This is a genomic window from Verrucomicrobium sp. GAS474 (assembly GCF_900105685.1).
In the GTDB taxonomy this organism is placed as follows: Bacteria; Verrucomicrobiota; Verrucomicrobiia; order Methylacidiphilales; family GAS474; genus GAS474.
Map to the genome: position 1 here is coordinate 38,764 of NZ_LT629781.1, position 23,223 is coordinate 61,986.

At 65.9% G+C, this 23,223-nt stretch carries 23 protein-coding genes and 2 tRNA genes; 14 read left to right on the forward strand and 11 right to left on the reverse strand.

The annotated features are described in order from the left end of the window. Positions 1 to 5: 5 nt before the first annotated feature. The gene (locus BLU04_RS00215; RefSeq protein WP_093280723.1) at positions 6 to 1,346 is read right to left on the reverse strand and encodes an MFS transporter; all 1,341 of its coding nucleotides are present in this window, start codon (positions 1,344 to 1,346) and stop codon (positions 6 to 8) included. Between the two features lie 123 nt (positions 1,347 to 1,469). Here BLU04_RS00215 and BLU04_RS00220 point away from each other — a divergent pair, with 123 nt between their 5' ends. Genes BLU04_RS00220 through BLU04_RS00230 form a run of 3 tightly spaced genes read left to right on the forward strand, consistent with a single transcriptional unit; the run spans position 1,470 to position 4,029 of the window. Then, a complete protein-coding gene (locus tag BLU04_RS00220) occupies positions 1,470 to 1,928 on the forward strand; it encodes a DUF5069 domain-containing protein (protein WP_093280726.1) in 459 nt (152 codons plus the stop codon). Positions 1,929 to 1,942: 14 nt separating this feature from the next. After that, positions 1,943 to 3,214, forward strand: coding sequence for a bifunctional 3,4-dihydroxy-2-butanone-4-phosphate synthase/GTP cyclohydrolase II (locus BLU04_RS00225; protein WP_093280729.1), 1,272 nt, complete (start codon positions 1,943 to 1,945; stop codon positions 3,212 to 3,214). Continuing rightward, the gene (locus tag BLU04_RS00230; RefSeq protein ID WP_093280732.1) at positions 3,211 to 4,029 is read left to right on the forward strand and encodes a class I SAM-dependent methyltransferase; all 819 of its coding nucleotides are present in this window, start codon (positions 3,211 to 3,213) and stop codon (positions 4,027 to 4,029) included. Before BLU04_RS00225 ends, BLU04_RS00230 begins: the two co-directional genes overlap by 4 nt. Before the next feature lie 40 nt (positions 4,030 to 4,069). Here BLU04_RS00230 and BLU04_RS00235 read toward each other — a convergent pair whose 3' ends face one another. From BLU04_RS00235 to BLU04_RS00250, 4 genes are all read right to left on the reverse strand, one after another. Beyond that, positions 4,070 to 4,750: an energy transducer TonB gene (locus BLU04_RS00235; RefSeq protein ID WP_157894992.1), complete on the reverse strand. Its 681-nt coding sequence runs from the start codon at positions 4,748 to 4,750 to the stop codon at positions 4,070 to 4,072. 91 nt (positions 4,751 to 4,841) lie between these two features. Further along, on the reverse strand, positions 4,842 to 5,516 hold the full coding sequence (locus BLU04_RS00240) for an energy transducer TonB (protein ID WP_093280738.1): 675 nt from the start codon (positions 5,514 to 5,516) through the stop codon (positions 4,842 to 4,844). A 27-nt stretch (positions 5,517 to 5,543) separates the two neighbouring features. Next, positions 5,544 to 5,975, reverse strand: coding sequence for a biopolymer transporter ExbD (locus tag BLU04_RS00245; RefSeq protein ID WP_093280740.1), 432 nt, complete (start codon positions 5,973 to 5,975; stop codon positions 5,544 to 5,546). Next, on the reverse strand, positions 5,947 to 6,624 hold the full coding sequence (locus BLU04_RS00250) for a MotA/TolQ/ExbB proton channel family protein (RefSeq protein ID WP_093280743.1): 678 nt from the start codon (positions 6,622 to 6,624) through the stop codon (positions 5,947 to 5,949). The genes BLU04_RS00245 and BLU04_RS00250 overlap by 29 nt, the downstream gene beginning before the upstream one ends. 220 nt (positions 6,625 to 6,844) lie before the next feature. Between BLU04_RS00250 and BLU04_RS00255 the strand changes: the two genes are divergently transcribed. From BLU04_RS00255 to BLU04_RS00275, 5 genes are all read left to right on the forward strand, one after another. Further along, positions 6,845 to 8,488 carry an FAD-binding protein gene (locus BLU04_RS00255; protein WP_093280745.1) on the forward strand — a complete coding sequence of 548 codons (1,644 nt, stop codon included), beginning with the start codon at positions 6,845 to 6,847 and terminating at the stop codon, positions 8,486 to 8,488. Next, positions 8,485 to 8,826: a ferredoxin family protein gene (locus BLU04_RS00260; RefSeq protein WP_093280748.1), complete on the forward strand. Its 342-nt coding sequence runs from the start codon at positions 8,485 to 8,487 to the stop codon at positions 8,824 to 8,826. The genes BLU04_RS00255 and BLU04_RS00260 overlap by 4 nt, the downstream gene beginning before the upstream one ends. A 373-nt stretch (positions 8,827 to 9,199) precedes the next feature. Further along, positions 9,200 to 9,271, forward strand: a tRNA-Met gene (locus BLU04_RS00265). A gap of 83 nt (positions 9,272 to 9,354) precedes the next feature. Further along, complete coding sequence (locus tag BLU04_RS00270) at positions 9,355 to 11,280, forward strand: KUP/HAK/KT family potassium transporter (protein WP_197672982.1); 1,926 nt, start codon at positions 9,355 to 9,357, stop codon at positions 11,278 to 11,280. Positions 11,281 to 11,347: 67 nt separating this feature from the next. Beyond that, positions 11,348 to 11,421: transfer RNA gene (locus BLU04_RS00275), tRNA-Pro, on the forward strand. 634 nt (positions 11,422 to 12,055) lie between these two features. Here BLU04_RS00275 and BLU04_RS00280 read toward each other — a convergent pair. From BLU04_RS00280 to BLU04_RS00290, 3 genes are all read right to left on the reverse strand, one after another. Then, the gene (locus tag BLU04_RS00280) at positions 12,056 to 13,309 is read right to left on the reverse strand and encodes an ATP-binding protein (protein ID WP_093280751.1); all 1,254 of its coding nucleotides are present in this window, start codon (positions 13,307 to 13,309) and stop codon (positions 12,056 to 12,058) included. Positions 13,310 to 13,492: 183 nt separating this feature from the next. Further along, positions 13,493 to 13,957, reverse strand: coding sequence for a DoxX family protein (locus BLU04_RS00285; RefSeq protein WP_093280754.1), 465 nt, complete (start codon positions 13,955 to 13,957; stop codon positions 13,493 to 13,495). Between the two features lie 51 nt (positions 13,958 to 14,008). After that, entirely contained in the window at positions 14,009 to 14,752 is a 744-nt protein-coding gene (locus BLU04_RS00290; protein ID WP_093280756.1) for a pirin family protein, read from the reverse strand. A gap of 84 nt (positions 14,753 to 14,836) precedes the next feature. Here BLU04_RS00290 and BLU04_RS00295 point away from each other — a divergent pair, with 84 nt between their 5' ends. The 4 genes from BLU04_RS00295 (at position 14,837) to rnc (ending at position 18,303) form a co-directional block, all read left to right on the forward strand. After that, on the forward strand, positions 14,837 to 15,748 hold the full coding sequence (locus BLU04_RS00295) for a LysR substrate-binding domain-containing protein (protein ID WP_093280759.1): 912 nt from the start codon (positions 14,837 to 14,839) through the stop codon (positions 15,746 to 15,748). A 97-nt stretch (positions 15,749 to 15,845) separates the two neighbouring features. Continuing rightward, positions 15,846 to 16,589, forward strand: a complete 744-nt coding sequence (locus BLU04_RS00300; RefSeq protein ID WP_093280761.1) for a nucleotidyltransferase family protein — start codon at positions 15,846 to 15,848, stop codon at positions 16,587 to 16,589. Positions 16,590 to 16,604: 15 nt separating this feature from the next. Continuing rightward, positions 16,605 to 17,576 (forward strand): tyrosine recombinase, encoded by a 972-nt coding sequence (locus BLU04_RS00305; RefSeq protein WP_093280764.1) that lies wholly within the window; start codon positions 16,605 to 16,607, stop codon positions 17,574 to 17,576. Position 17,577: 1 nt separating this feature from the next. Next, complete coding sequence (gene rnc, locus BLU04_RS00310; RefSeq protein ID WP_093280766.1) at positions 17,578 to 18,303, forward strand: ribonuclease III; 726 nt, start codon at positions 17,578 to 17,580, stop codon at positions 18,301 to 18,303. A gap of 267 nt (positions 18,304 to 18,570) precedes the next feature. Here the strand turns inward: rnc and BLU04_RS00315 are convergent, their stop codons facing one another. Both BLU04_RS00315 and hemB read right to left on the reverse strand, forming a co-directional pair. After that, positions 18,571 to 19,314, reverse strand: a complete 744-nt coding sequence (locus tag BLU04_RS00315; RefSeq protein ID WP_093280769.1) for a sulfite exporter TauE/SafE family protein — start codon at positions 19,312 to 19,314, stop codon at positions 18,571 to 18,573. A gap of 21 nt (positions 19,315 to 19,335) precedes the next feature. Beyond that, on the reverse strand, positions 19,336 to 20,355 hold the full coding sequence (hemB, locus tag BLU04_RS00320) for a porphobilinogen synthase (protein ID WP_093280771.1): 1,020 nt from the start codon (positions 20,353 to 20,355) through the stop codon (positions 19,336 to 19,338). 153 nt (positions 20,356 to 20,508) lie between these two features. Between hemB and BLU04_RS00325 the strand changes: the two genes are divergently transcribed. Then, the gene (locus BLU04_RS00325; RefSeq protein WP_093280774.1) at positions 20,509 to 21,369 is read left to right on the forward strand and encodes a hypothetical protein; all 861 of its coding nucleotides are present in this window, start codon (positions 20,509 to 20,511) and stop codon (positions 21,367 to 21,369) included. Positions 21,370 to 21,379: 10 nt separating this feature from the next. Then, on the forward strand, positions 21,380 to 22,009 hold the full coding sequence (gene upp / locus BLU04_RS00330) for a uracil phosphoribosyltransferase (protein ID WP_093280777.1): 630 nt from the start codon (positions 21,380 to 21,382) through the stop codon (positions 22,007 to 22,009). Between the two features lie 15 nt (positions 22,010 to 22,024). On the opposite strand, the gene BLU04_RS00335 is transcribed toward upp, so the two are convergent. Then, a complete protein-coding gene (locus BLU04_RS00335) occupies positions 22,025 to 23,005 on the reverse strand; it encodes a cyclic nucleotide-binding domain-containing protein (RefSeq protein ID WP_093280780.1) in 981 nt (326 codons plus the stop codon). Between the last annotated feature and the right edge of the window lie 218 nt (positions 23,006 to 23,223).

The window sequence follows — 23,223 nt, forward strand, 5'->3', positions numbered from 1 at the left end:
GAGCGTCAGAGGTGGGGGATCGCCTTCACCTCGTGCAGGGGGCCGAGGCGGCGGAGCCCCGGGGAGAGCCGCATCACGGCGGCGACGGCAAGGAAGGTTCCCACGCCCCCCAGGACGATCGAGGGAACCGTTCCGAAGAGGCGTGCCGCGAGGCCCGACTCGAATGCGCCGAGTTCATTCGAGGTGCCGACGCAGAAGAAGTTGATCGCCATGATCCGCCCCCGCATCACCTCGGGAGTGATGTATTGGATCAACGTCTGCCGGATGACGACATTGATGTTGTCGAAGACGCCGGTGAGGACGAGCATGGCAAAGGAAAGCCAGAACGAGGTCGAGAAGCCAAAGACGATCACGGCGAGCCCGAACCCGACGACGGCAAAGAAGAGGACCCGGCCCGAGCGCCGCCACGGAGGGAGGTGGGTCGTCACGACCGCCATCGCCACGGCACCGAAGGAGGGCGCCGCCCGGAGCCAGCCGAAGCCCTCGGGACCCGCATGGAGGAGGTCCTTCGCCACGACGGGAAGAAGGGCCATGACGCCACCGAAAAGAGTCGCGAAAAGATCGAGGCAGGCCGCCGCGAGAAGGAGGCGGTTCTTGAGGATAAAGCGGAAGCCGCTGAGAAGATCGTCCCACTCCCAGGAGACTCCGGCCACCCCTCCCGCGGTCAACCCGGGCTGCTCCCGCAACGGGAGCGAGGCGAAGAGCGGGATGCAAAGGAGGGCGCATCCGGTGGTGAGGAAGAAAACCGGCGTCGCCGAGCCGCTGAAGGCGATGATCGCGCCGCCGAGCGCCGGTCCGATGAGGCCGCTCAGCTCGATCAGGGTGCTCGTCCACGTCGTCGCGTTGGCCAGGCTCTCGCGCGGGATGAGGAGCGGGACGAGCGAGGAAACCGCCGGGAGGGCGAAGACCCTTCCCAGGGCCATGACGAAGAGAATCGGGTACATCCAGACGGGAGGCCCGCCGAGGAGCGAGAGGAGCCCGAGCGCGAGGGAACAGCAGAAGAAGATCGACTGCGAAACGAGGAGGATTTTCCTCCGGTCGAGCCGGTCGGCGAGGTGGCCCGCCGGGAGGACCCCGAAGAAGACGGGAATCACCTGGACGAGGCCGACGTAGGCCAAGGCCATCGTCGTTCCGAACCGCTCGTAGACGAGCCAGCCGATGGCGGCCACCTGCATCTGATTCCCCACCTGAAAAAGGAGCCGGCCACCGAAGAAAAGGCGATAGGAGCGGTGCCGGAACGCGAGATAGGGGTCGCGGTCCGGAGGGGAGGAAGGCAGAGCCGGCATGGCAACCGGGACGGCGTCGGGAGCTTCAATGTTCACCGCACCCACTCCGCACCGCACCATCCCCGATCGTTCGACGCCTTCATTTTTTCTTGTTTGTCGTGTTGAGACGAATAAACTATATATTTAGTATACTTTGAACAAGTGTTTTTTAAATAACAAACGTATAGAATCGAAATTATCCCCATGAGCAAGACCTCCATTCCCGCCCCCGACCTCAGCCAACGCCCTCCCCGCAGCCCCCGTGTCCGCCTCGGAGGCTTCCCGATCCTCCCCCGCGCTCTCGACAAGGGCCGCGCCAAGGCGGCGGGCAAGGCGGGCGAGTACCATTACAATTGCCCGCTCGACCAGTCCTTCTTCGACTTCGTCCAGGTCGACGGCGGGGCCGTCCTCAAGGAGATCAAGAAGGGCAAGGGGGATTGGGAGATCCTCGAATGGATCCTCGCCAACGCGAAGCGGAAGCCGACGCCGTGGGAGATCGACCAATGGGCCTCCTTCGTCGAGACCCGGACCTTCGATACCGTCCAGTCGAAGGAACGGATCCTCAACGAGACGAAGCGGCTCAACGCGAACCGGTCCGATCTCCTCACCCGTTTCGACCTCCTCGATCTCGACGACCACGTCACCTTCGGCGGCAAGGCCTAACATCCCCTCAGGCCATGCACCTCCCCCTCGCCTCCCGCCGGAGAAAGGCACCGGCCAAGGCTAAAAAGCCGGGCTCCGGTCCCGCCCCGGATTCGATTCCCGACATCCTAGACGCGCTGCGCCGGGGGAAGATCGTGGTCGTCAGCGACGACGAGAACCGCGAAAACGAAGGCGATCTCGTCGCCGCCGCCCAGGGCGTCACGGCCGAGACGATCAACTTCATGGCCCGCCACGGCCGAGGCCTGATCTGCGCGCCGATCACCCGGGAGCGGGCCGCCCTCCTCGGCATCCCCCGGATGGTCGCCGAGAACCGGGAGAGCATGAAGACCGACTTCACCGTCTCCATCGACGCCGCCCGGGGAATCACCACCGGCATCAGCGCGGCCGATCGCGCCCGGACCATCGGCCTCCTCGCCGATCCCCGCGCGACGAAGGCCGACCTCGTCCAGCCCGGCCACATCTTCCCCCTCCAGGCGAAGCCGGGGGGCGTCCTCCAGCGGGCCGGACACACCGAGGCGGCCGTCGATCTCATGCGCCTCGCCGGGCTCGACCCCTCCGCCGTCATCTGCGAGATCCTCGGCGAGGACGGCGCGATGGCCCGCCTCCCCGCCCTGCGCCGCTTCGCCGCCCGCCACGGGCTGAAGCGCTGCACCATCGGCGCCCTCATCGAGTACCGGCGGCGAACGGAGCGCCTCGTCCGACGGATCGAGAGCATCTCCCTGCCGACCGACCACGGCCCCTTCACCCTCCACCTCTACGCCTCGGACCTCGACGGGGCCGAGCACATCGCCCTCGTCCGGGGCGATCTCCCGGACCCCGCCCATCAAGGGGAACCGGTCCTCGTCCGCGTCCACAGCGAATGCCTCACCGGGGATGTCTTCGGCTCGAACCGGTGCGATTGCGGCTCGCAGCTCGACACCGCGCTGGCCGCGATCGCGCGGGCCGGGCGCGGCGTCCTCCTCTACATGCGCCAGGAGGGGCGGGGCATCGGGCTGCGGGGCAAGATCCGCGCCTACAAACTCCAGGAAGAGGGCCTCGATACCGTCGAGGCCAACCTCCGGCTCGGCTATGGGAGCGACCTCCGCGAGTACGGCCTCGGAGCCCAGATCCTGGCCGACCTCGGGCTCTCCCGCATCCGGCTGCTGACGAACAACCCGAAGAAGATTGTCGGCCTGGCCGGGTACGGCCTCGAAATCGCCGGGCGGGTCCCGATCCGCATCTCCGCCAACAAACACAACCGCACCTACCTCGAAACCAAACGCCGCAAACTGGGCCACCTCCTATGAGCCGCACCGCCAACGCCAGCGAAAAGGAAGCCGTCAGGCACGGTCGCCAACTCCACTGGTCCCATATTTCGACCGACTACCTCGAGTACCGTCCCACCTACCCGCGCCCCTTTTTCGACCTTCTCCGCCTCCTCGGCGTCGGCGTGCCGAAGCAGGCCCTCCTCGACCTCGGCTGCGGAACCGGAGCCCTCGCCGTTCCCCTGGCCCTGCGCGGGGCCCACGTCACGGGCATCGATCTTTCCGAGGAGCAGATCGCGGCCGCGCAGGAGGCCGCCCGCCGCGCCGACATCCGGATCAACTTCCAAGTCGCCTCGGCGGAAAGGACCGGCCTTCCCGACCACGGCTTCGATGCCATCACCGCCAGCATGTGCTGGGGCTATTTCGACAAAAAGAAGGTCATCCCCGAAATCCTGCGCCTTCTCCGCCCGGGAGGCCTCCTCGTCATCGCTTCCCTCATCTGGACGGACGAGGGCGACCTCATCGCCGCCCGGACGAACGAACTCATCCGACGCCACAATCCCGCCTTCCGGACCCAGCCCCGGGCGGGCGGCGATGTCGATCTGGTTCCCGAGTGGTCGAAAAAGCATTTCCGCCTCCGCACCTTCCAATCCCACCGGACCACCCTTCCCTTTACCTCGGCCTCGTGGCGGGGCCGGATCCGGGCGTCGCGGTGGATCGGGGCGGCACTCTCCCTCGAGGAGACGGCGAAGTTCGATCGCGAGCATCGCATCCTCCTTGAGGAAACCGCCGCCCCCTGCTTCGACATCGCCCACGACATCCGCCTTCAGATCTTTGAGGTACTGCCTCCCGCCTAAGCCGGGTGAACGCAGACGCGCTCGATGCGGATCGGGGTCGTCAACCGTCCGAAAGCTGGAACGTGACGGCCTGGGAGAGCGTCCTCGAGATGCCGGGAGCGAACCGCCAACGCTGCCGGATCCAGGCGGCGGCCGAGCTGTCGAGAATCGCGTGGCCGGAGGAGCGGGCGACCTCGACCTCGACGATGCGCCCGTCAGCGACGCTCAGGTTGAGCGTGACCGTCCCCTCGTATCGGTTCCGCTTCGCTGCATACGGATAGGGAGGCTTCGGAAAGTCCTTGTTCCCGATCACGACCTCCTGCTGCGCGAAGATCGGGGCGGGAATGGCAACCGGAGAAGACACCATCTCGGATGCCGCCGCCGTCGCCATTGCCGATGAGGGTTCCGGCGCGGGAGGCTCTTGCTTGGCGACGACGGCCACCGCCTCCTCCCTCAACTCCTCGCTGGACTCCTCCTCCACCGCCGCCTCGGGCTTCGGGAGCGGCGGCTCGACCGCTTCCCTCGGCACGACGAAGGCGGGGGTGTCGAGAGGCGCAGGAGGCTCCTCGGCGAAGGCCAGAAGCTCGACAGTCGTCACCGGCACTTCGGCTTGGGAGCCCCCGATCACGGCCTCCCTTTGCCCCCGGTCAATCAGGTCGAGGAGGGTGTCCTGGCGGCTGGCGAATCCGAGCCCGATCAGAAGCAGGTGGAGGACCACCGCCGCGCCGACGGCGCGGGGCAAGACGGAAGGATCCTCCGCCTCGCGACCCGGCAACCGAAGACCGGTTTGAATGGCCTCCACGGCCCCGCCGCCCGACATCGCCCCCCCCTTCCTATCCGTTGGCCAGCTGGAAGGAAATCGGCTGAGTGAAGTTCCGGGTCATCGTCGCGGGGAAACGCCACTTCTGGCGGATCCACGCCACAGCCGAGGAATCGAGGACGACATAGCCCGACGACTCGCTCACCTGGACATCGACGACCTGCCCTTCCGCAACGCTCAGGGCAAGCGTCACCGTCCCCTGCTGGTGCTTCGCCTTCGCGGCGTAGGGATAGGGAGGCTTGGGAAAATTCGGATCGCCGACGACGGGCTTCTGGAAAGCGTAGGCCGGAGCCGCCGCGACGGGAGTCGGCTTCGGCTGGGGCTTCTCCTCGGGCTTCGGCAGCTCGATCCGAACCTCCTTCGGGACGACGAACTCGGGATTGTCGACGGACGGGGGCGGGGGAACGAGATCGACGATCTCGATGGGCGGCTGCGAAACGGGATCGCTCGCCGCCACGGACTCGACCTCCCCCTTGTTGATGAGGTCGAGAAGCGTGTCGTGGCGGCTCAGGAAGCCGAGGCCGATGAGGACGACATGAAGGCTGACCGCGATGAGGAGCGGCTTCTTCAGCCCGCTCTGGGGCAGCACGCCCACAAGGAGGGCGGGCCGGGGGACGGGAGGAACAGGGGCCGCAGGCGCGCGGAACGCGGACCCGGCGGCGGGCGCATCAAGGATCAAGGTACTCATGAGGATCTCGGAGTTTGGAATTAGTTTCTAGTTTGAGGCCGGAGCGGAGGCTCCGTCGGCCTTCGTCTGGAAGGCGACCTTCTCGATTCCGGCCGCGCGGACGCGATCGAGGACGGCGATGACGTCGCCGTGCGCCGAGGCGGCATCGCCCGAGATGAGGACACGGACCTCGGGCTTGCTCTCCTTGAGCTTCTTCAGCGCGGAGACGAGGTCGCCCTTGGCGATCTCCTGCCGGTCGAGCCAGATCGTGCCGTCCTGCTTCACGGCGAGGGTGGAGAAGTCGCTCTTGTTCTCCTGCGTCGCCTTCTGGGCCGTGGGCAGGTTGAGGCGGAGCGTCTTGAGCTGCACCATGTTCAGGCTGACGAGCATCATCGTCGCCAGCAGGAAGAACATGATGTCGATCAGCGGGATGATCTCCAGCCGGGCCTTCTTATGAGGAATGGGAGAGAGCAGCTTCATGAGCGGGGATGGAGTTCGTGTTGCGGTTCGCCTCGCGATTCTTTTTCCCGGCCTCGAGCAGGACCTCGACGTTCGTCGCCGCAGTCTGGATCTCGAAGGTGAGCTTCGCCACGCGGGAGGAGAAGTAATTATAGGGAATGAGCGTGAAGATCGCGATGGCCAGACCGGCCGACGTCGCGATGAGGGCCTCGGCGACGCCGCCGCTCACCTTGATCGCCTGAAGGTCCTCGCTCCCCACGAAGCGGAACGCCTCCATGATTCCCGTCACCGTCCCGAGGAGGCCGAGGAGCGGGGCGAGGGTGATGATCGTGTCGAGGACGCCGAGGAAGCGGCCCGCGCTCTCGATCTGGACGCCGGCCGAGACCTGCAACGCGTTCTGGAGCGACGTGTGGTGGTGATTCAGCCCGTGCCAGACAACCTGAAGGACCGGATCCTTCGTATCCCGGGCCTGCCGCGAGGCTTTCTCCAGGTCCCCTTGCTCGAGCGCCGCATAGACCTGCTCGAGGCGCTTCGATTCCCGTTTTGCGCCGGTCCCGATCCACCAGATCGCCCGCTCCGCGACGACCGAAGCCGCTGTGAGCGAAGTCACCAGGATCGGCCACATGACAGGGCCCCCCTTCACGAATGTATCGACCACAATGTTTGCCATAAAAGATGAGTTGCTTGCTTGGAGTGTTGCTTAAAAATTAATTAGTATATTAGACCAATAGATTATATACTATAGTTTGGCAAGTTTTTTTTATCATTCATGGTTCGTAACTTACAAATTAATGAATTTATGTTGATAAAGACATTTTCATATAGTAGATCAAATTAATAGATTTATTAACGCTTCTCCGAAAGCGCTCTCAACCCTCCAACGTCCTCCCATGAGCAAATTGAACGAACCCGGACTCCAACTTCACTCCGACGTCCTCGTCATCGGCGGCGGTCCCGCGGCTGCCTGGGCCGCCATTGCCGCCGCCGAGCGGGGCGCGCGCGTCATCATCGCGGACAAGGGTTACCTCGGCACCAGCGGGGCCTTCGCCGCCAGCACCTCGGGTGCCAAGGTCATCCCGCCGTTGAAAGAACTCCGTGACCGCGTCAAGTTCGAGCGCTACGCCCTCGGCGGCCATCTTTCCGTCCATGCCTGGTGGGACCGCATCCTCGACGTCACCTTCGAGAAAGCCCCGAAGATCTATGAATGGGGCGGTTATGAGGCACCGGTCCTGGACGGCACCCCCTTCCGAGGACTTCAAGGCCCCGAGACCATGCGGATCATGCGGCGCCAGTTGAAGAAGGTCGGCGTCCAGATCCTCGACCAGAGCCCCGCGCTCGAACTCCTCGTCGACGAGGAGGGGGCCGTCGCCGGAGCGCGCGGCTTCCAGCGCCACGCACGGCGCTCCTGGACGGTCACGGCGGGGGCCGTCGTCATCGCCTCGGGCGGGTGCGCCTGGCTGAGCAAGGCGCTCGGCTGCAACACGAACACGGGCGAAGGCCTCCTGATGGCCGTCGAAGCCGGGGCCGAGCTCTCCGGCATGGAGTTCTCCGCCCACTACGCCCCCGCGCCGAAGCACGCCTCGGTGACGAAAAACGCCTACTACCGCTACGCCTCCTTCGCCGACAAGGACGGCAACATCCTCGAGGGCCTCACGAAGAACGGCCACCGCTCGACCTCCGCCATCGCGAAGGAATTGATGAAGGGTCCCGTCTTCGTCCGTTTCGACCGGGGCACCTCCGATCCCGAGTACCAGAAGATGCTCCGCATGGTGCAGCCGAACTTCATGGCCGCCTTCGACCGCGCCAACATCAACCCCTTCACCGACTGGTTCGAGATCACCCTCGTCCTCGAAGGAACCGTCCGCGGCGTCGGCGGCATCCGGATCGCCGACGACGATTGCGGCACCACCGTTCGCGGCCTCTATGCGGCGGGCGACGCGGCCACGCGGGAGCTCAACTGCGGCGGATTCACCGGCGGCGCGGGACCGAACATGACCTGGGCCATCGGGAGCGGCAACATCGCCGGGGCCGGAGCCGCCGTCCATGCGCTTGCCCTCGGAAGCAAAGCCCTGAATCGGGTCTACCACGCCACCGGCAAGGCGGGCCTCGTCCCCGCCGAAGGGAACACGACCCCTATCGACGCGGCGGCCATCGTGAAGGGGACCCAGGACGAATTCCTCCCCTTCGAGCGAAATATCTTCCGGACCGAGGAAACCCTCCTCGAATCCCTCGCCAAGCTCAATCAGCTTTGGAAGGAAGCCCAGGGCATCCCCGCGCAGGAAAACCCGCACCAGCTCATCCGGTCCCGCGAGGCCGTCGCCATCCTCGCCGCGGCACGCTGGGCCTACTTCGCCGGACTGGAACGCAAGGAAACCCGAGGCATGCACAAGCGGCTCGATTACCCCAAACTCGATCCGGCCCAACGCCATTACCTCGCCGTCGGCGGGCTCGACACGCTCTGGACCCGCCCCGTCCCCGTCGCCGAGGAAGTCGTCCCCGAACCGGCCAGGCCCGAAGCCGGGGTCCACGTATGATCGAGCTCGTCAGCCAGGACCGCTGCATCTCCTGCGACATCTGCGTCTCCGTCTGTCCCACCGATGTCTTTGAAGCCGTCCCCGACGGCCCGCCCGTCGTCGCGCGGAAGGAGGACTGCCAAACCTGCTTCCTCTGCGAGGCCCACTGCCCCGCCGACGCCCTCTACGTCGCTCCCGAAGCCCATATCGACGTCGCCGTGAACGAGGCCGAGCTGATCGCCACGAACCGCCTCGGCAGCTACCGCCGCAGCCTCGGTTGGGGAAAGGGAAACAAGAACACCGCCACGCTGATGGCCGAGCTCAACGACCTGCGAACCAAGCTCGAGTCGCCCTTTTGATCGGCCCCCCTCCCCCCAGCTCCTTCATTTGGAGATCGGTCCGGCCGGACTTCGTCGTTAGACTCACGGCGATCGGCGCCTTGGCCGAATCGACGTTTTTAGGTGCAGCCCGCTGTTTTTCTACAGCGTCAACCTCATCCTCCAGTCGGAGCTTCGCCGCGGTGAAAACGGCGGCACCCAGAGAGACCCATTTTTGCTTGCCGGAAACAGGGAATCTCGCGTAGTACTTCCCGCTCGCGCGGTTCCGCAGAAGGCATTGAACGGCAGTCTTTTCCCAGACTCCGGAAGGTGCTTTGGCAGTAGACGTCACAACTCCGCTGCAGAAGATGACTGTAGAAAGCGCAAGAGAGGAATCTGATTCGTCAGAGGGAATGCCAGGGTAGCTCAGTGGTAGAGCAGGGGACTCATAAGCCCTTGGTCGCCGGTTCAAATCCGGCCCTTGGTACCCCTTTTTTTCGGACGGCGAGAGCGGAAAGACCCCCCCGCTTTCCTCTTCCCTTTCCCCCGTTCCTCGTTAGCGTTTGGGGCGTGTCCCATTCCGCCCCCGCCGCCCCCGCGCTCGGCACCGACCTGACGCAGAGCCCCCACGGTTCCAATGGGAACGGGAAAGCCAAGGCCCATTGGCCGATCGTCCTCGCCGCCGTCGGGGTCGTCTACGGCGACATCGGCACCAGCCCCCTCTACGCGCTCAACGAGTGCCTGATCAACACCCCCGGCAGCCGCGCCGTCGCCGCCCTCGGCTGCGCCTCCCTCATCTTCTGGTCCCTCATCTTCGTCGTCACGATCAAGTACGTCCTCTTCGTCAGCCGGGCCGACAACCAAGGGGAAGGCGGCATCTTCGCCCTCCTCGCCCTCCGTCCGAAGTCGGAGACCCTCCTCTGCGCCCCCATCCTCTTCATCCTCGCCGGGGCCTCCCTCCTCTACGGGGACGGCCTGATCACCCCTGCCATCTCGGTCCTCTCCGCCGCCGAGGGGCTGAAGAGCGTCAATCCGATCTTCACGCCGTGGGTCCTCCCCCTTGCCTGCACCATCCTCTTCGCCCTCTTCTGGTTCCAGAAAAAGGGAACGGCGAAGATCGGCGGCATCTTCGGTCCCGTCATGGTCCTCTGGTTCGCCACCCTCGCCGTCCTCGGCGCCATCCAGATCGTCCAGACCCCGGCCATCCTCCACGCCCTGAACCCCCTCTCCGGCCTCGCCCTGCTGAAGTCCCATCCCGTCGCCTTCGTCGGCATCCTCGGCTCCGTCGTCCTCGCCGTCACGGGGGCCGAGGCCCTCTATGCCGACATGGGCCACTTCGGCCGTCCCGCCATCGCCCGGGGCTGGTATGGGATCGCCCTCCCCGGCCTCGCGCTGAACTACCTCGGCCAGGCCGCCTACGTCGTCCGCCATCCCGACGACCTCACGAACCCCTTCACCGCAATCGGGCCGCAGGGACACTACGGCATCCTCCTCGTCCTCCTCTCCCTCGCCGCCACCATCATCGCCTGCCAGGCCCTCATCACCGGAACCTTCTCCCTCACGCGGCAGGCCATCTCCCTCGGCTACTTCCCCCGCCTCGGCGTCATCCACACCAGCGCAGAACACGAGGGCCACATCTACCTCCCCTTCCTGAACTGGATGCTCGGCCTCGGCTCCATCTGCCTCGTCCTCGGCTTCAAGTCGAGCGGCGCCCTCGCCGCCGCCTACGGCATCGCCGTCACCGGGACCATGGCCGCCACCTCCCTCGCCTTCTACCGCACCACCCGCTACCGCTGGGAATGGCCCCGCGTCGCCGCCGTCCCCCTCTGCGTCACCTTCCTCCTCGTCGACCTCACCTTCTTCGGCGCCAACCTGCCGAAGTTCCAGGAAGGCGGCTGGCTCCCCCTCCTCATCGGCGGCTTCATCCTCACCATCATGGTCACCTGGAAGCGGGGCCGGGCCGAGATCCTCCGCCACATCCTGAAGCAGGACATCGACGTCTCCCTCATCGTCAGCGAAATCGAGCAGGAAAACATCCACCGCGTCGCCGGCTGCGCCGTCTTCATGTCGGCCGTCCCGAAGGGGACCCCCATCGCCCTCCTCCACCACCTGAAGGCCAACCGCTGCCTCCACAAGACCGTCCTCCTCCTCACCCTCTCCGTCGAAGGCGTCCCCCGCATCCCGAAGGAGGAATCGGTCCACGTCGAAGACCTCGGCGGGGGCCTCTGGCGCGTCATCGCCCGCTACGGCTACATGGACACGCCGAACGGCCCCACCCTCCTCGCCCAGCTCGCCGCGCACGGCATCGAGATCAACCCCCGGGCCACCACCTACTTCTTCAACCGGGAGACCATCATCCCCGGCGGCAAGGCCCGCATGTGGCCGTGGCAGAAGGAACTCTACCGCGTCCTCAGCCAGAACGCCCGCCCCGCCCGGGACTACTTCGGCATCCCGCCGAACCAGATCATCGAGATGGGGCTCCCCGTCCAGCTCTAGCTCTATTTCGCAAAAGAGAACTTGCGCCCCTCCGGGAGATCAGGCACGCTCGTCCCTCCTTAGTTTACGGGTTGTAGCGCAGTCTGGTAGCGCGCTTGTTTCGGGTACAAGAGGTCCAGGGTTCGAATCCCTGCAGCCCGATTTTCTTCATCATCAACATGATAAAGAAGATCGCCATCTAAGGGATCCCACTTTGGTAGCACACTGCTATCGTTATTCCATCGCGGTCGTCGAAGACTACGTTGACCCTCGCCAGGAAGAACCCCATTGGAGGATAGTCGAAGGAATGGTTGAATTCCGTCAAGAACAGCCAGCCCCCCTCTTTAACGGTGTTTTAGGAAATAATTAATATGATCGCAAAAAGATTAGGGATCATTTTGTCCATCATCCATGGATTCTTATTTTTAATCATACTTTCATACGTAATTAGATCTTCGGATGGCGAAGCTCAAATGGCGTGGACTCCTCTTATCATATTGGACTTCCCGTTACTTATTTTTTCACTTCTATTTGGATCATGGTACACGGATTTTTTGAGCTCATTTAATAATTACACGTTATTTCAACTACTTTTCCCAACGTACTGGATCTACGGTCCAATCGCTTCCGTGTATTGGTATTTTCTTCCTCGCCTTTTTCTCCCTAAAAAATGGGGTGGGATATGGGGAAGAGTGAATATGCGAGCTTAAGTCCGCACGCATTCCGGACCTTCACTAAGAGCTAAAAGTCCATCCATTCTTCCCTTGGGCACTCTGTGGGAAGATCCCGCCCGGCCCTACTTCGGCAGGGAGAAGTAGAAGACGCTTCCCTCGCCGACTTTTCCCTCGGCCCAGGTCCGACCGCCGTGTTTCTCGACGATACTGCGGACGGTGGAGAGGCCGACGCCGGTTCCCTCGAACTCGGCGCTGGAATGGAGGCGCTGGAAGACGCCGAAGAGTTTCCCGGCGTTCTTCATGTCGAATCCGGCGCCGTTGTCCCGGACGAAGAAGATCCGTTCCTTCTCGCTCCCGCTCCAGCCGATCTCGATCTTGGCGCGGCTCCGCTGGGAGCTGTATTTCACGGCGTTCGAGAGGAAATTGCTGAAGACCTGGCGGAGGAGGGAGCGGTCTCCCCGCACCTCGGGGAGCTTCGCGACCTGCCATTCGATGTCGCGGCCCTCGGTGTGGAGGTCCTGCTCCCGGATCTCGGCGATGAGGGAGTCGAGGTCGACGGGCTGGAGGTTCAGCTCGGCATGCCCCGCGCGGGCGAATTCGAGCATGTCGCTGATCAGCTCGGCCATGCGGGTCGCCGATTTGGAGACCTTCTCGAGGCACTCGGCCATCTCGCCGCTGAGGTTGGGCTGGAGGACCTCGACGAGGCCGAGGTAACCGAAGATGTGCGAGAGGGGGGCGCGGAGGTCGTGGGCGACGGAGTAGCTGAAGGCCTCGAGGCTGGCGTTCGCCGTCTTCAGCTCCCGGTTCTTCTTTTCGAGCTCGAAGTTGAGCTTGCTGACCTTCGCGGCGATGCGGATCTTGCCCTCGATCTCGGCCTCCAGCTGCTTGCGGATGCGGGCGAGCTCGATGAAGGCCTCGACCTTGGCGCGGAGGATGCCGGGGACGACCGGCTTGATGATGTAATCGACGGCGCCGTGGGCGTAGCCCTTGAACATCATCTCGTCGGAGATGAAGGAGCCGGTGACGAAGATGATGGGGATGTGGCGGGAGCGGGGCCGCTCGCGGATCATCTCCGCCGTCTCGAAGCCGTCGAGACCGGGCATGTGTCCGTCGAGGAGGATGACGGCGAATTCGTCCCGCAGCAGGTAGCCGAGGGCTTCCTCGCCCGACTGCGCGGTGACGATCTCCTGGCCGAGGCAATCGAGGACCGCCGTGAGGGCGAAGAGGTTGGCCGCGTCGTCGTCGACGACGAGGATCTTCACCCGGTTCGCGTCGTCGCCGGCGGGCGCGGGAGCGATCTTGGGCAGCGGCGCTCCCTGCGGCCCTGCTTCCGGCGTCGGCCGATTGCGAAGGTTTCGTACCAGTAAATTATCCATAACAACGGCTCCTTTTGCTGTTTGCTAAACGTGAGGATGGGGGAAAGGCGGTTAACCCGGTATCAGCCGATCCCCGATTTTCATGTAGGAGTACGCCGACACGGTAAAACGGTAAAAAAAGGCCCCCGCACCCCGATCTCTCGATCGGGGCCGGGGGCCGGGGAAACGTCGGGGCTCGGCGGCTTAGCCCTGGGTCTCGATTTTCCGGGCAAGCGCGCCGTCGACGGAAGCCTTGCCCGCGCCCTTCAGGATCACGATCAACGCGAGACCGAGGGCGAGGAGATGGTATTCAAAGCCCTCGCCCTTCTGGTCGCCATTCCAGTTCATGAAGAAGCCGTTGGCACCGTGGACGGTCAGGATGGCGACGACCATGTTCGAGGCGATGCCGAAGGCCGCGACGCGGCTGACCGCGCCGAAGATCAGGCCGAGGGATCCGGCGAATTCGGCCGCGATGGCGAGGAAGGCGAAGAGCGCGGGGACGTGCATCGTTCCGGTGAAGAAGCCCATCGTGGCGTCGAAGCCGTAGCCGCCGAACCAGCCGAGGGCCTTCTGCGCCCCGTGGGGGAACATGACGAGGCCGAGGGTGAGGCGGGCGATGAGGAGGGAGGAGGAGGAGCTGGTGTTGAGGAGGGCGCGGAGTGCTTTCATGGGGATGGTTTTCTGGGGGGTCTGGGGTTGAGGGGTGCGGTTGGGTGGTTATCAGTTGAGGTCGAATAAAAGAACCTGGGTCGCGGCGGAGGCGGTGAGGGAGAGTGCGGTCTCCCCGGTGATCGCGAGGGCGTCGCCGGTGGCCAGGGCGAGGCCGTTCACGGTCACCTCGCCCTCGGCGACCTGGAGCCAGCCGTGGCGGCCCGCCGGGATCGTCCGGGAAACGGCCTGCCCGGCGTCGAGCTTCGCCAGCCAGAGGTCGGCGTCCTGCCGGATCGCGAGGGAATCGTCGCGGCCCGCCTTGCTGGCCAGCAGATGGAAGCGGCCGGTCTTCGCGGAGCGGAGCGATTTCTCGGCGTAGCGGGGCTTCGCGCCCTTCTCGTCGGGGACGATCCAGATCTGGAGGAAACGGCCCGCCTCGGTCGAGGAGGGATTGAACTCGCTGTGCTGGACGCCGGAACCGGCCGACATGTATTGCATCTCGCCCGCCGTGAGGGTGCGGCCGTTGCCCATCGAGTCCTTGTGGGCGACGGAGCCGTGGAGGACGTAGGTCAGGATCTCCATGTCCCGGTGGGGATGGGTGCCGAAGCCCGCGCCGGGAAGGACGAGGTCGTCGTTGATCACACGGAGGGAGCGGAAGCCCATCCAGGCGGGATCGTAGTAGTCGGCGAAGCTGAAGGAGTGATAGCTGTCGAGCCAGCCGTGGTTGGCATGGCCCCGTTCGCTCGCCTTGCGAAGGACGAGGCCGGAGGCGGCGGGGCTCTGGCTCGGACTCTTGGTCGTGGTCGTTGTCATGGGAATAGTGATACGACGTTTTCGCCGGAATCCCAAAGACCGTGTTTCTTGCGTTAGCATAATCAAAATGCATAGTGAACGGACATGGAACTCCGTCACCTCCGCTACTTCGTCGCCGTCGCCGAAGAGGAAAACGTCAGCCGGGCCGCGCTGAAGCTCCACGTTTCCCAGCCCGCCCTCAGCCGCCAGATCCGCGACCTGGAGGACGAGATCGGCTTCGCCCTCTTCGAGCGGGACGCCAAGTCCCTCCGCCTCACCGAGGCCGGGCGGGTCTTCCTCCCCGAATCGTGGGAAGTGATCCGCCGCGCCGGGGAGGCCGTCACGAAGGCGCGCGCCGTCGCCCTCGGCTCGGGCAGCGAGATCGCCGTCGGCTACGCCCCTTCCCTCACCTTCCAGATCCTCCCGAAGGCGCTCCGGGCCTTCCAGGAAAAGATGCCGAACGTCCGCGTCGCCCTCCACGACCTCTCGACCGAGGAGATGCTCTTCGGCCTCCTCGAGGGGAAGCTCCAGGCCGCCCTCCTGCCGAAGCCGACCGGCGGGGCGCTGCGCCGCCTGAATTACACCGAGATCGCCCGCTACGCCCTCTGCGCCGCCGTCGCCCCCGGCCACCCCCTCGTCGCCGAGATGGGCAAAAAGAAATCGCTCCCCATCGCCCGCGCCGCGCAGGAGCCCCTCGTCGCCTATACGCGGAAGGACTACCCCGACTACCACGACCTGATCGACCGGACCTTCGCCCCCCTCGCGCGGAAGCCCCGCATCGCCGAGGAGCACGACGGCGTCACCAGCCTCCTCGCCTCGGTCGAGTCGGGCCGGGGCCTCGCCCTGCTGCCGGAGAGCATCGTCGACATGGTCGGCCCGCGCCTCGTCCTCTTCCCCCTCGTCCCCGCCCCCGCGCCCGCCTCGGTCGGCCTGGCATGGCGGAAGGAAGAGGCGGGGAAGGCCCTCGGCGAGTTCATCGCGGCCTGCTCGACCTGTTCGGGCAAGATCGGGCGCTGAATCGAAGGCCGGGCCGATGCGGTCCGACCCGCATTCCGTCGTGTACATCGGCCCTCTCTTCTGCTAGCTTTTCAGGAGAACTCCCCCTTTTCCCCGCATGAAAGCCCTCCTCCTCGCCGCCGGACGCGGCACCCGCATGGGTGCCCTGACCGAAGCCCTTCCGAAGCCGATGGTCGCCGCCCGTCCGCCCGGGGCCGCTCCCGACGCCCCCCTCCGACCGATCCTCGAGACGATCCTCTCCGGCCTGCGCGACGAGGCGGGAATCACCGAGGTCTGCATCATCGTCGGCTGGCAGGCCCACATCATCCGGGACCACTTCGGCGACGGCTCCGCCCACGGCCTGAAGATCACCTACCTCGTGCAGGAGGTCCAGGACGGCACCGGCAAGGCCCCCGAGCTGGCGCGGGAGTGGATCGGCGACGCCCCCTTCTTCCTCTCCTACGGGGACATCCTCGTCCCCGCGCGCGATTACCGCACCCTCGTCGACGGCTTCAATGAAGAACCCGTCGGCGGCGTCATCGGCCTCATCGACGGCCAGGACCTCACGAAGGGCGGGGCCATCGTCCTCGACGCCGGACGGCGCGTCATCGAGATCGTCGAGAAGGCGGCCCCCGACGCGATTCCCGCGAACGCCTACTACAACAGCGGCCTCTACATCCTCACCCCCGGGATCTTCACCCACACCGCCACGCTCCGGAAATCGCCCCGGGGCGAGTACGAGCTGACCGACGCCCTCCGCGGCCTCGCCGCCGGAGGGAAACTGAAGGGAGTCTTCCTCAGCGAGAAATGGGTCGATGTCCGCGACCCCGGCGTCCTCGCCCAGCTCAACGGGACTTCTTAGGATCGCTCCACCCCCATGGGAACCCCCGTCGCCCCCGCCCTTCCTCCCCTCTGGGAACTCGAGATCGAGGATTGCCTCGCCTTCCTCGCGACCGAGAGGAACCACGCGACGAACTCCCAGCTCATCAATCACACGGCCCTCCTCGCCTTCGGCGCGTGGATGCGGCGGAACCTCGGCGAGGTCGGCCCCGAGGCGGTCGATGTCGAGACCGTCGTCCGCTTCCTCCGCGAGGAGCGCCTCGCCCGGGAGCTCTCCCCCGCCTCGATCAAGGTCCACGTCGTCGCCCTCCGCCACTTCTTCCGCCGCCTCCACGCCTCGGGCCGCATCCCGCGCGACCCGACCGAGACCCTCGACATCCCGAAGATCGGCCGCTTCCTCCCCGAATGCCTCAGCGAGGACGACGTGGGGAAGCTCCTCTCCGTCCCCTTCCCGGAGGGCCACCTCGGCCTGCGGGACCGCGCCATCCTCGAGATCTTCTACGGCTCCGGCCTCCGCCTCGCCGAGCTGACCACCCTCCGCATCGAATCGGTGATCCGCGAGCCGGAGGACAACGGCGGAGGCAAGGGAATGGCCCTCCTCCGCATCATCGGCAAGGGAAACAAGGAGCGGGTCGTCCCCCTCGGCAGCAAGGCCCTCGCCGCCCTCGACGCCTACCTCGACAACGCCCGCCTCTACCTCGCCACCGGGAAGAGCGGCGGAGAGATCTTCCTCGGCCGAAACGGCACGGCCCTGACGCGCGCCCGGGTCTGGCAGATCGTGAAGGCGTGCGCCCTCCGGGCCGGTTTCGCGAAGAACGTCTTCCCCCACCTCCTGCGTCACTCCTTCGCCACCCACCTCCTCGAGAACGGGGCCGACCTCCGGGTCATCCAGGAACTCCTCGGCCATGCCAGCATCGCCACCACGCAGATCTACACCCACGTCGACGCCGCCCGCCTCCGCGACGTCCACCGCAGCCACCACCCGCGCTCGCGCCTCCCCTCCGCCTGACATGGAACCGTCCTCCCCCCTTCCCCCCCCGCTCCGCACCCTCGAAGAGCGCCTCGCCCACCGCTTCGCCGATCCGCAGATCCTCCTCGAAGCCCTCACCCACCCCTCCACCGCGCAGGGGAAGGAGAGGAAAGCCGCCGCGCCCGACAACGAGCGGCTCGAATTCCTCGGCGACGCCGTCCTCCAGCTCGCCGTCACGGAGCGCCTCTACGCCCTCTTCCCCGAGGCTCCGGAGGGACAGCTCACCCCGTGGCGGGCCAGCCTCGTCAGCCGCGCCCGGATGGCCGACCTCGCCACCCGCCTCGGCCTCGGCGATCTCCTTTCCATGAGCCGGGGCGAGGAACGGAACGGGGGCCGCACCCGGCAATCGATCCTCGCGAACGCGATGGAGGCCGTCTTCGGGGCCGTCTTCCGCGACGCCGGTTGGGAAGCCGCCCGCAAGGTCATCCTCCACCTCCTCGACACCGAGATCGCCCACCTCCACGCCGCCCCCCAGGAAGCCGCCGCCATCAACGCCAAGGGCGAGCTGCAGGAACTCCTCCAACGCGAGGGCAAGGAAGCCCCCCGCTACCTCTGCCTCAAGGAGGAAGGCGCCTCGCACGACCGCTTCTACGAAGTCCTCGTCACATGGAAAGGCCTCGAACTCGCGCGGGGAACAGGAAAGAGCAAACACGAGGCCGAGTTCGCCGCCGCCGCCGAGGCATTGAAAAGTTTGGCAAAGAAATAAGCTGAAGCGAGGAAACGAGTTTCCGCTCCCAATAGGAATCAGGGCGTATTGGTCCCGTCTCCCGCTATCGCTCGCACCCTCGGACGCTCCAGGAACCATCCGATTTTAATCCAGTTCGGAGACGAGGCGCCGCCCAAGCGCGTCCGCCTAGCTAAGGCCCTCAGAACAGGAGGTTCCAGGAGGGGCGAATCCCCTCTTGGGCTATAAAGCGGATCGCCTCCAGCTGTACAGCGTCGACCCCGCCAGCCCCAAAGGGCCGCCCCGCCCCTACCCCCGCCACGCCGCCCAAAGCAGCGTCACGCCCGAAAGCACCAGCATCGCATCGACCGTCCCCCGGAACGTCTCCGCCTTCATCCGGTGAACAAACCGTTTCGCAAGGAACTGACCCAGCATGAGGAAAAGGCCGACGAAGCAACCCTTCAACACCGCCTCGACCGGCAGGGCGTTGAAGCTGCGAAAGGCAATCGCCTTGCTGAGGTAGACGCCGAGGGAACAGGCCGCCTCGGTCGAGAGGAAGGCCCCCTTCACCAAGCCGCACGCCAGGAAGAGGGGGACGTTAATCGGCCCCGTGGTGACGACGATCCCGGTGAGGAACCCGATGAAGGCCCCGCTGGCGACGAGGTGCCAGGTCTTCAACCGCAGCTTCCGCGCCGTGAGCCACCGCGTCGCCGGGATCATGAGGAGGAAGAAGATCCCGAGCCCGCCCTCGACGAGCCGGGGCGGCAGCGCGAGGAGCGTCCGGGCCCCCAGCGCGGCGGCGGGGATCGCCGTGATCGAGTAGGCCGTCCACGCCCGCCAATCGACCTCTCGCCACCATGCCGCGATGCGGGCCGCGTTCCCGAGGATCGCCGCGACCGCCATGACCGGCACCGCCCGTTGCGGGCCGAAGAGGAGGACGAGCACCGGCATCAGGACCAGGGACGAGCCGGTGCCGACGATCCCGCTGAACGTCCCCGCCAGGAGGCCGAGGACCGAGAGAAGCAGAAAGGCCGGAACGTGCCCGTATTCCATGGCGGTACGCCCCAGCCGACTCTAGCTCCGCCGAGCGAAGTCCTCCGCCCACTCCCGGGCGAAGTAGGTGAGGATCAGGTCGGCCCCGGCGCGGCGGATCCCGAGGAGCGATTCGTCCCGCGTCTTCCTGAGGTCGATCCACCCGGCCTGTCCCGCCGCCACGATCTGCGCGTACTCGCCCGAGACCTGATAGGCGGCAACGGGGACGTGGACCGCCTCGCGCACCTCGCGGACGATGTCGAGGTAAGGTCCGGCGGGCTTCACCATCACCACGTCGGCCCCCTCCTCCTCGTCGAGGAGGGCCTCCAGCACCGCCTCGCGGCGGTTCGCCGGGTTCAACTGGTAGGTCCGCTTGTCGAGGTAGGTCCCCCCGGTCGAGGCCCCGCTCCCCACCGCCTCGCGGAAGGGACCGTAGTAGGCCGAGGCGAATTTCGCCGAGTAGGCGACGATGCCGGAATGGATCAGCCCCGCCTCGTCGAGGGCGGAGCGGATCGCCCCGACCCGCCCGTCCATCATGTCGGAAGGGGCGACGAAATCGGCCCCCGCCTGGGCGTGGATCACCCCCATCTGCGCCAGCACCGCCACGGTGGCGTCGTTGTCGAGGTCGCCGCGCTTCGGGTCCCAGATGCCGTCGTGGCCATGGGTCGTGAAAGGATCGAGGGCGAGGTCGGTCATGATCGCCATGTCGGGGAACTCCTTCTTCAGCCGCGCGACAGTCCAGGGGATCAGCCCCGTCGGATCGAGGGCCGCCGAACCGGCGTCGTCCTTCTCCACCCCCCCGAGGGAGGGGAAGAGCGCCACCATCCCGATGCCGAGCTTGTGGAGCGCCTCGACCTCGAACAGGAGCGAATCCTCCAGGTGCCGCTTCACGCCGGGCATCGAGGAGATCGTCTCCGGGATCGCCCCCACGTCGCGGATGAAGAGCGGCGCGACGAGCCGTCCCGGCGTCAGTTCCGTCTCCGCCGCGAAGGCGCGGATCGCCGCATTCTGGCGGAGACGCCGGGGTCGACGGGCAAGGGGGAGAGGGAAAGGATCGGGCATAGGCCGATCAGGGTAAGCGCCCCATTCCTTCACGACAAGCCAGGACAAGATCGCGCTTCGCTCCCTGCAATCATCCCGCCTCGGTCAACCTGGGTCGCGCCGAGGAATTGGCTGTCTTTTCCCCCTTTCCTTTCCGATACTGGGAGACGCCGCATGAAAAAATTCTCCCTTCTTTTCGTGATCGCGTTGGGATTGGCCGGGGCCTTTTTCCTCTACCAATTCGGCCCCCTCCATTTCGGCCCGGTCACCGTGAAGGGGAACCTCGGCCTCTACGCCCCCTTCGATCCGGCCCAATCGAGCGTCTTCCTCGGTACCGCGACCGAGCGCGATCTCTTCCAGGCCCGCCTCTCCCCCGACGGAACGTTCATCTTCCGGCACGTCCCGCCCGGCACCTACCGGCTCGACGCCGCCATGCGGGACAAGGACGGCGATCCCGCCGCCCACGGCGCGATCCGTTCCTTCACGATCCCCTCCCACGGACGGAGCCCCTTCGTCACCGGCCCCCTTTCCTGGCACGTCTTCACGCCGATCAAGGTCGGCACGATCGCGCCCGAATACAACTTCCGCACCCCCGACGGGGTCGACCATCGCCTCTCCGAATACCGGGGCAAGTGGGTCCTCGTCCATTTCTACAACTTCATGCTCGATGAGAAGGGGCCGCCGCAGGTGCCCGCGCTCCGCGCCGCCGACGCGGCCTTCGGCAAGCGGCCCGACTTCGTCCTCCTCAGCCTCCACGTCGCCAGCGAGAGCCGCGACCAGCCCTCCCTCCCGGAGATCCGGGGCGACGGGATGAAAAACCGGATTCCCTGGACCCTCGGCGACGGGGAACCGCCCAAGCTCTCCGGCTACTACCCCCCCTTCGGCCGCCCCAATCTCCTCCTGATCGCGCCCGACGGCACCCTCGCCGCGCGCGACCTCGCCGCCGAGGCCGTCTCCACCACCCTCACGGCCAAGCTTCCCCCGCTCCCGCCTCCGTCCACGCCGACCAAGGTGAAATCCAAAGCCAAGAAATAAGGACCCCGTCATGGCCTCCCTCCACACCCTTGCCGACCATCCCCTCGTCGCCGACCGCCTCCGCATCCTCCGCGACAGGGAGACGCCGCAGGCCGATTTCGTCCGGGCCTTGGAGCATCTTTCCTACCTCCTCGCCGCGAAGGCGACCGACCACCTCCGCCTCGCGACGGTCACCGTCACCACGCCGCTGGAAAAAACCGCCGCCGCCCAGTTGAGCGATCCGATCCTCCTCGTCCCGATCCTGCGGGCCGGGATGGGACTCCTGCGCGGTTTCGAGCATCTCCTCCCCGAGGCGCGGATCGCCTTCTTCGGCGCGGCGCGGGACGAGAAGACCCTTCATCCGGTGATCTACCTCGACAAGATTCCCGCCGACATCCCCCCGTCGACCGCCGTCTTCCTCCTCGACCCGATGCTCGCGACCGGCCACAGCGCCCTGGCGGCGATCGACCGCCTGATGTCGAAGGGGGCGCGATGGATCACCCTCGTCTCGGTCCTCGCCGCTCCGGAGGGGATCGCCGCCGTCCACGCCGTCCGGCCCGACGTGACGATCGTCACGGCCGCCATCGACCGTCACCTGAACGGCCACGGGTATATCCTCCCCGGCCTCGGCGACGCGGGGGACCGGCAGTTCGGATGCTAGGGCCAATCGCTCCCGCTAATCGAGGAGGAACGGGGTCAGCGTGTGGAGCCCGATCAGGATCTGGTTGAAATAGGTGTACTGGAGAATCTTCGGGCAATCGAGCCGGACCCGGCCGTCGTCGAGGATCGAGACGAAGCCCATGTTCGCCAGCACCATCGCGCTCTCGATGCCGGGGACCTCGGTCCAGAGCTTTTCCAGGAAGGGGGCGAGGCGGTCGATCGGGATGACGTCGCCGTAGCCGGGGAGGTCCATCAGCTGGACGAGGAGCCGCAGGGCGGGCAGCGCCTCGGTCTCCTGCGCGTTCGGCGTCAGGATCTCGAGCCGCTCGGTCTTCTCGCTGAACTCGAGGAAGGCCTGGAGCTTCGAGATCGACGGATTGACGAGGCAGAGGCCGTAGGCCTCGGTCTCCGCCGCCGTCAGCACGCCGGAGCGGGTGAGGAGGCCGAAGAGATTGTCGGCGTAATCGCTGCGGAACCGGAGGACGTCCTGGAGCAGCGTCCCGAGGTTGGAGGTCTGGAAGTAGGTCTTCCCCTCGAACTCGAACGTCAGGCTCCGGAGCAGCACGATCAGGAGGTTGATTAGCTGGCGGATGTGGCGGAGGGTGATGTGCCAGGGGGGCGTGTCGTTCGCCTGCTGGAGGCGCGCCTCGGTCAGCTGCTGGTTCACGAACTTCAGCCGCCCGATCACGTCCTTCATCAGGAGGGCGACGGCGGGATTGGAGAAGCCGAAGTTCTGGTGGATGAACTCCGAGTCGAAGAACTGGACCGAGAGATCGCTCAGCGCCCGCGCGCCCGCCGTCCGGGGTTCCCGGGTGAAGATCGTCGCGGTGCCGAGGAACTCGTTCGGCCCCTGGAGGCCGAGCTGGATCGTCTTCCCCCCGCGTTCGCGGAAGATTTCGACGTTCCCCGACTTGATCAGATAAAGCCCGTCCCACGGATCGCCTTCACGAAAAAGCACATCCCCGCCCTTGAACTCCCAGATTGCCGCTTCAGCCATAACGCGGGAAACGTTACCGGGTGGCCGCCGATCGCGCTAGGCTTAAGTTCGCCTACCCGTTCACGGCTTGCCCGCCGGCGCAAACCGCTCCGAGCCGCCCCCCTCGCGGAAAAACGACGAAAAGGCCTCTTCCCGCTTTTCCGACGTTGACTTGTGCAAAAGCCTTGTACACCATCGCCCCGGAAAGCGTGCGCGGTGCGACCGTTTTCCCTATCTTT

What these genes read in the sequence shown, in the direction of transcription:
- BLU04_RS00240 (WP_093280738.1), bottom strand. Translation starts at nt 5,516, where the DNA reads ATGAGTACCTTGATCCTTGATGCGCCCGCCGCCGGGTCCGCGTTCCGC.
- BLU04_RS00325 (WP_093280774.1), top strand. Translation starts at nt 20,509, where the DNA reads ATGAAAAAATTCTCCCTTCTTTTCGTGATCGCGTTGGGATTGGCCGGG.
- BLU04_RS00280 (WP_093280751.1), bottom strand. Translation starts at nt 13,309, where the DNA reads ATGGATAATTTACTGGTACGAAACCTTCGCAATCGGCCGACGCCGGAA.
- hemB (WP_093280771.1), bottom strand. Translation starts at nt 20,355, where the DNA reads ATGCCCGATCCTTTCCCTCTCCCCCTTGCCCGTCGACCCCGGCGTCTC.
- BLU04_RS00260 (WP_093280748.1), top strand. Translation starts at nt 8,485, where the DNA reads ATGATCGAGCTCGTCAGCCAGGACCGCTGCATCTCCTGCGACATCTGC.
- BLU04_RS00305 (WP_093280764.1), top strand. Translation starts at nt 16,605, where the DNA reads ATGGGAACCCCCGTCGCCCCCGCCCTTCCTCCCCTCTGGGAACTCGAG.
- BLU04_RS00315 (WP_093280769.1), bottom strand. Translation starts at nt 19,314, where the DNA reads ATGGAATACGGGCACGTTCCGGCCTTTCTGCTTCTCTCGGTCCTCGGC.
- BLU04_RS00250 (WP_093280743.1), bottom strand. Translation starts at nt 6,624, where the DNA reads ATGGCAAACATTGTGGTCGATACATTCGTGAAGGGGGGCCCTGTCATG.
- BLU04_RS00225 (WP_093280729.1), top strand. Translation starts at nt 1,943, where the DNA reads ATGCACCTCCCCCTCGCCTCCCGCCGGAGAAAGGCACCGGCCAAGGCT.
- BLU04_RS00230 (WP_093280732.1), top strand. Translation starts at nt 3,211, where the DNA reads ATGAGCCGCACCGCCAACGCCAGCGAAAAGGAAGCCGTCAGGCACGGT.
- BLU04_RS00295 (WP_093280759.1), top strand. Translation starts at nt 14,837, where the DNA reads ATGGAACTCCGTCACCTCCGCTACTTCGTCGCCGTCGCCGAAGAGGAA.
- BLU04_RS00335 (WP_093280780.1), bottom strand. Translation starts at nt 23,005, where the DNA reads ATGGCTGAAGCGGCAATCTGGGAGTTCAAGGGCGGGGATGTGCTTTTT.
- rnc (WP_093280766.1), top strand. Translation starts at nt 17,578, where the DNA reads ATGGAACCGTCCTCCCCCCTTCCCCCCCCGCTCCGCACCCTCGAAGAG.
- upp (WP_093280777.1), top strand. Translation starts at nt 21,380, where the DNA reads ATGGCCTCCCTCCACACCCTTGCCGACCATCCCCTCGTCGCCGACCGC.
- BLU04_RS00245 (WP_093280740.1), bottom strand. Translation starts at nt 5,975, where the DNA reads ATGAAGCTGCTCTCTCCCATTCCTCATAAGAAGGCCCGGCTGGAGATC.
- BLU04_RS00290 (WP_093280756.1), bottom strand. Translation starts at nt 14,752, where the DNA reads ATGACAACGACCACGACCAAGAGTCCGAGCCAGAGCCCCGCCGCCTCC.
- BLU04_RS00255 (WP_093280745.1), top strand. Translation starts at nt 6,845, where the DNA reads ATGAGCAAATTGAACGAACCCGGACTCCAACTTCACTCCGACGTCCTC.
- BLU04_RS00220 (WP_093280726.1), top strand. Translation starts at nt 1,470, where the DNA reads ATGAGCAAGACCTCCATTCCCGCCCCCGACCTCAGCCAACGCCCTCCC.
- BLU04_RS00285 (WP_093280754.1), bottom strand. Translation starts at nt 13,957, where the DNA reads ATGAAAGCACTCCGCGCCCTCCTCAACACCAGCTCCTCCTCCTCCCTC.
- BLU04_RS00215 (WP_093280723.1), bottom strand. Translation starts at nt 1,346, where the DNA reads ATGGTGCGGTGCGGAGTGGGTGCGGTGAACATTGAAGCTCCCGACGCC.
- BLU04_RS00300 (WP_093280761.1), top strand. Translation starts at nt 15,846, where the DNA reads ATGAAAGCCCTCCTCCTCGCCGCCGGACGCGGCACCCGCATGGGTGCC.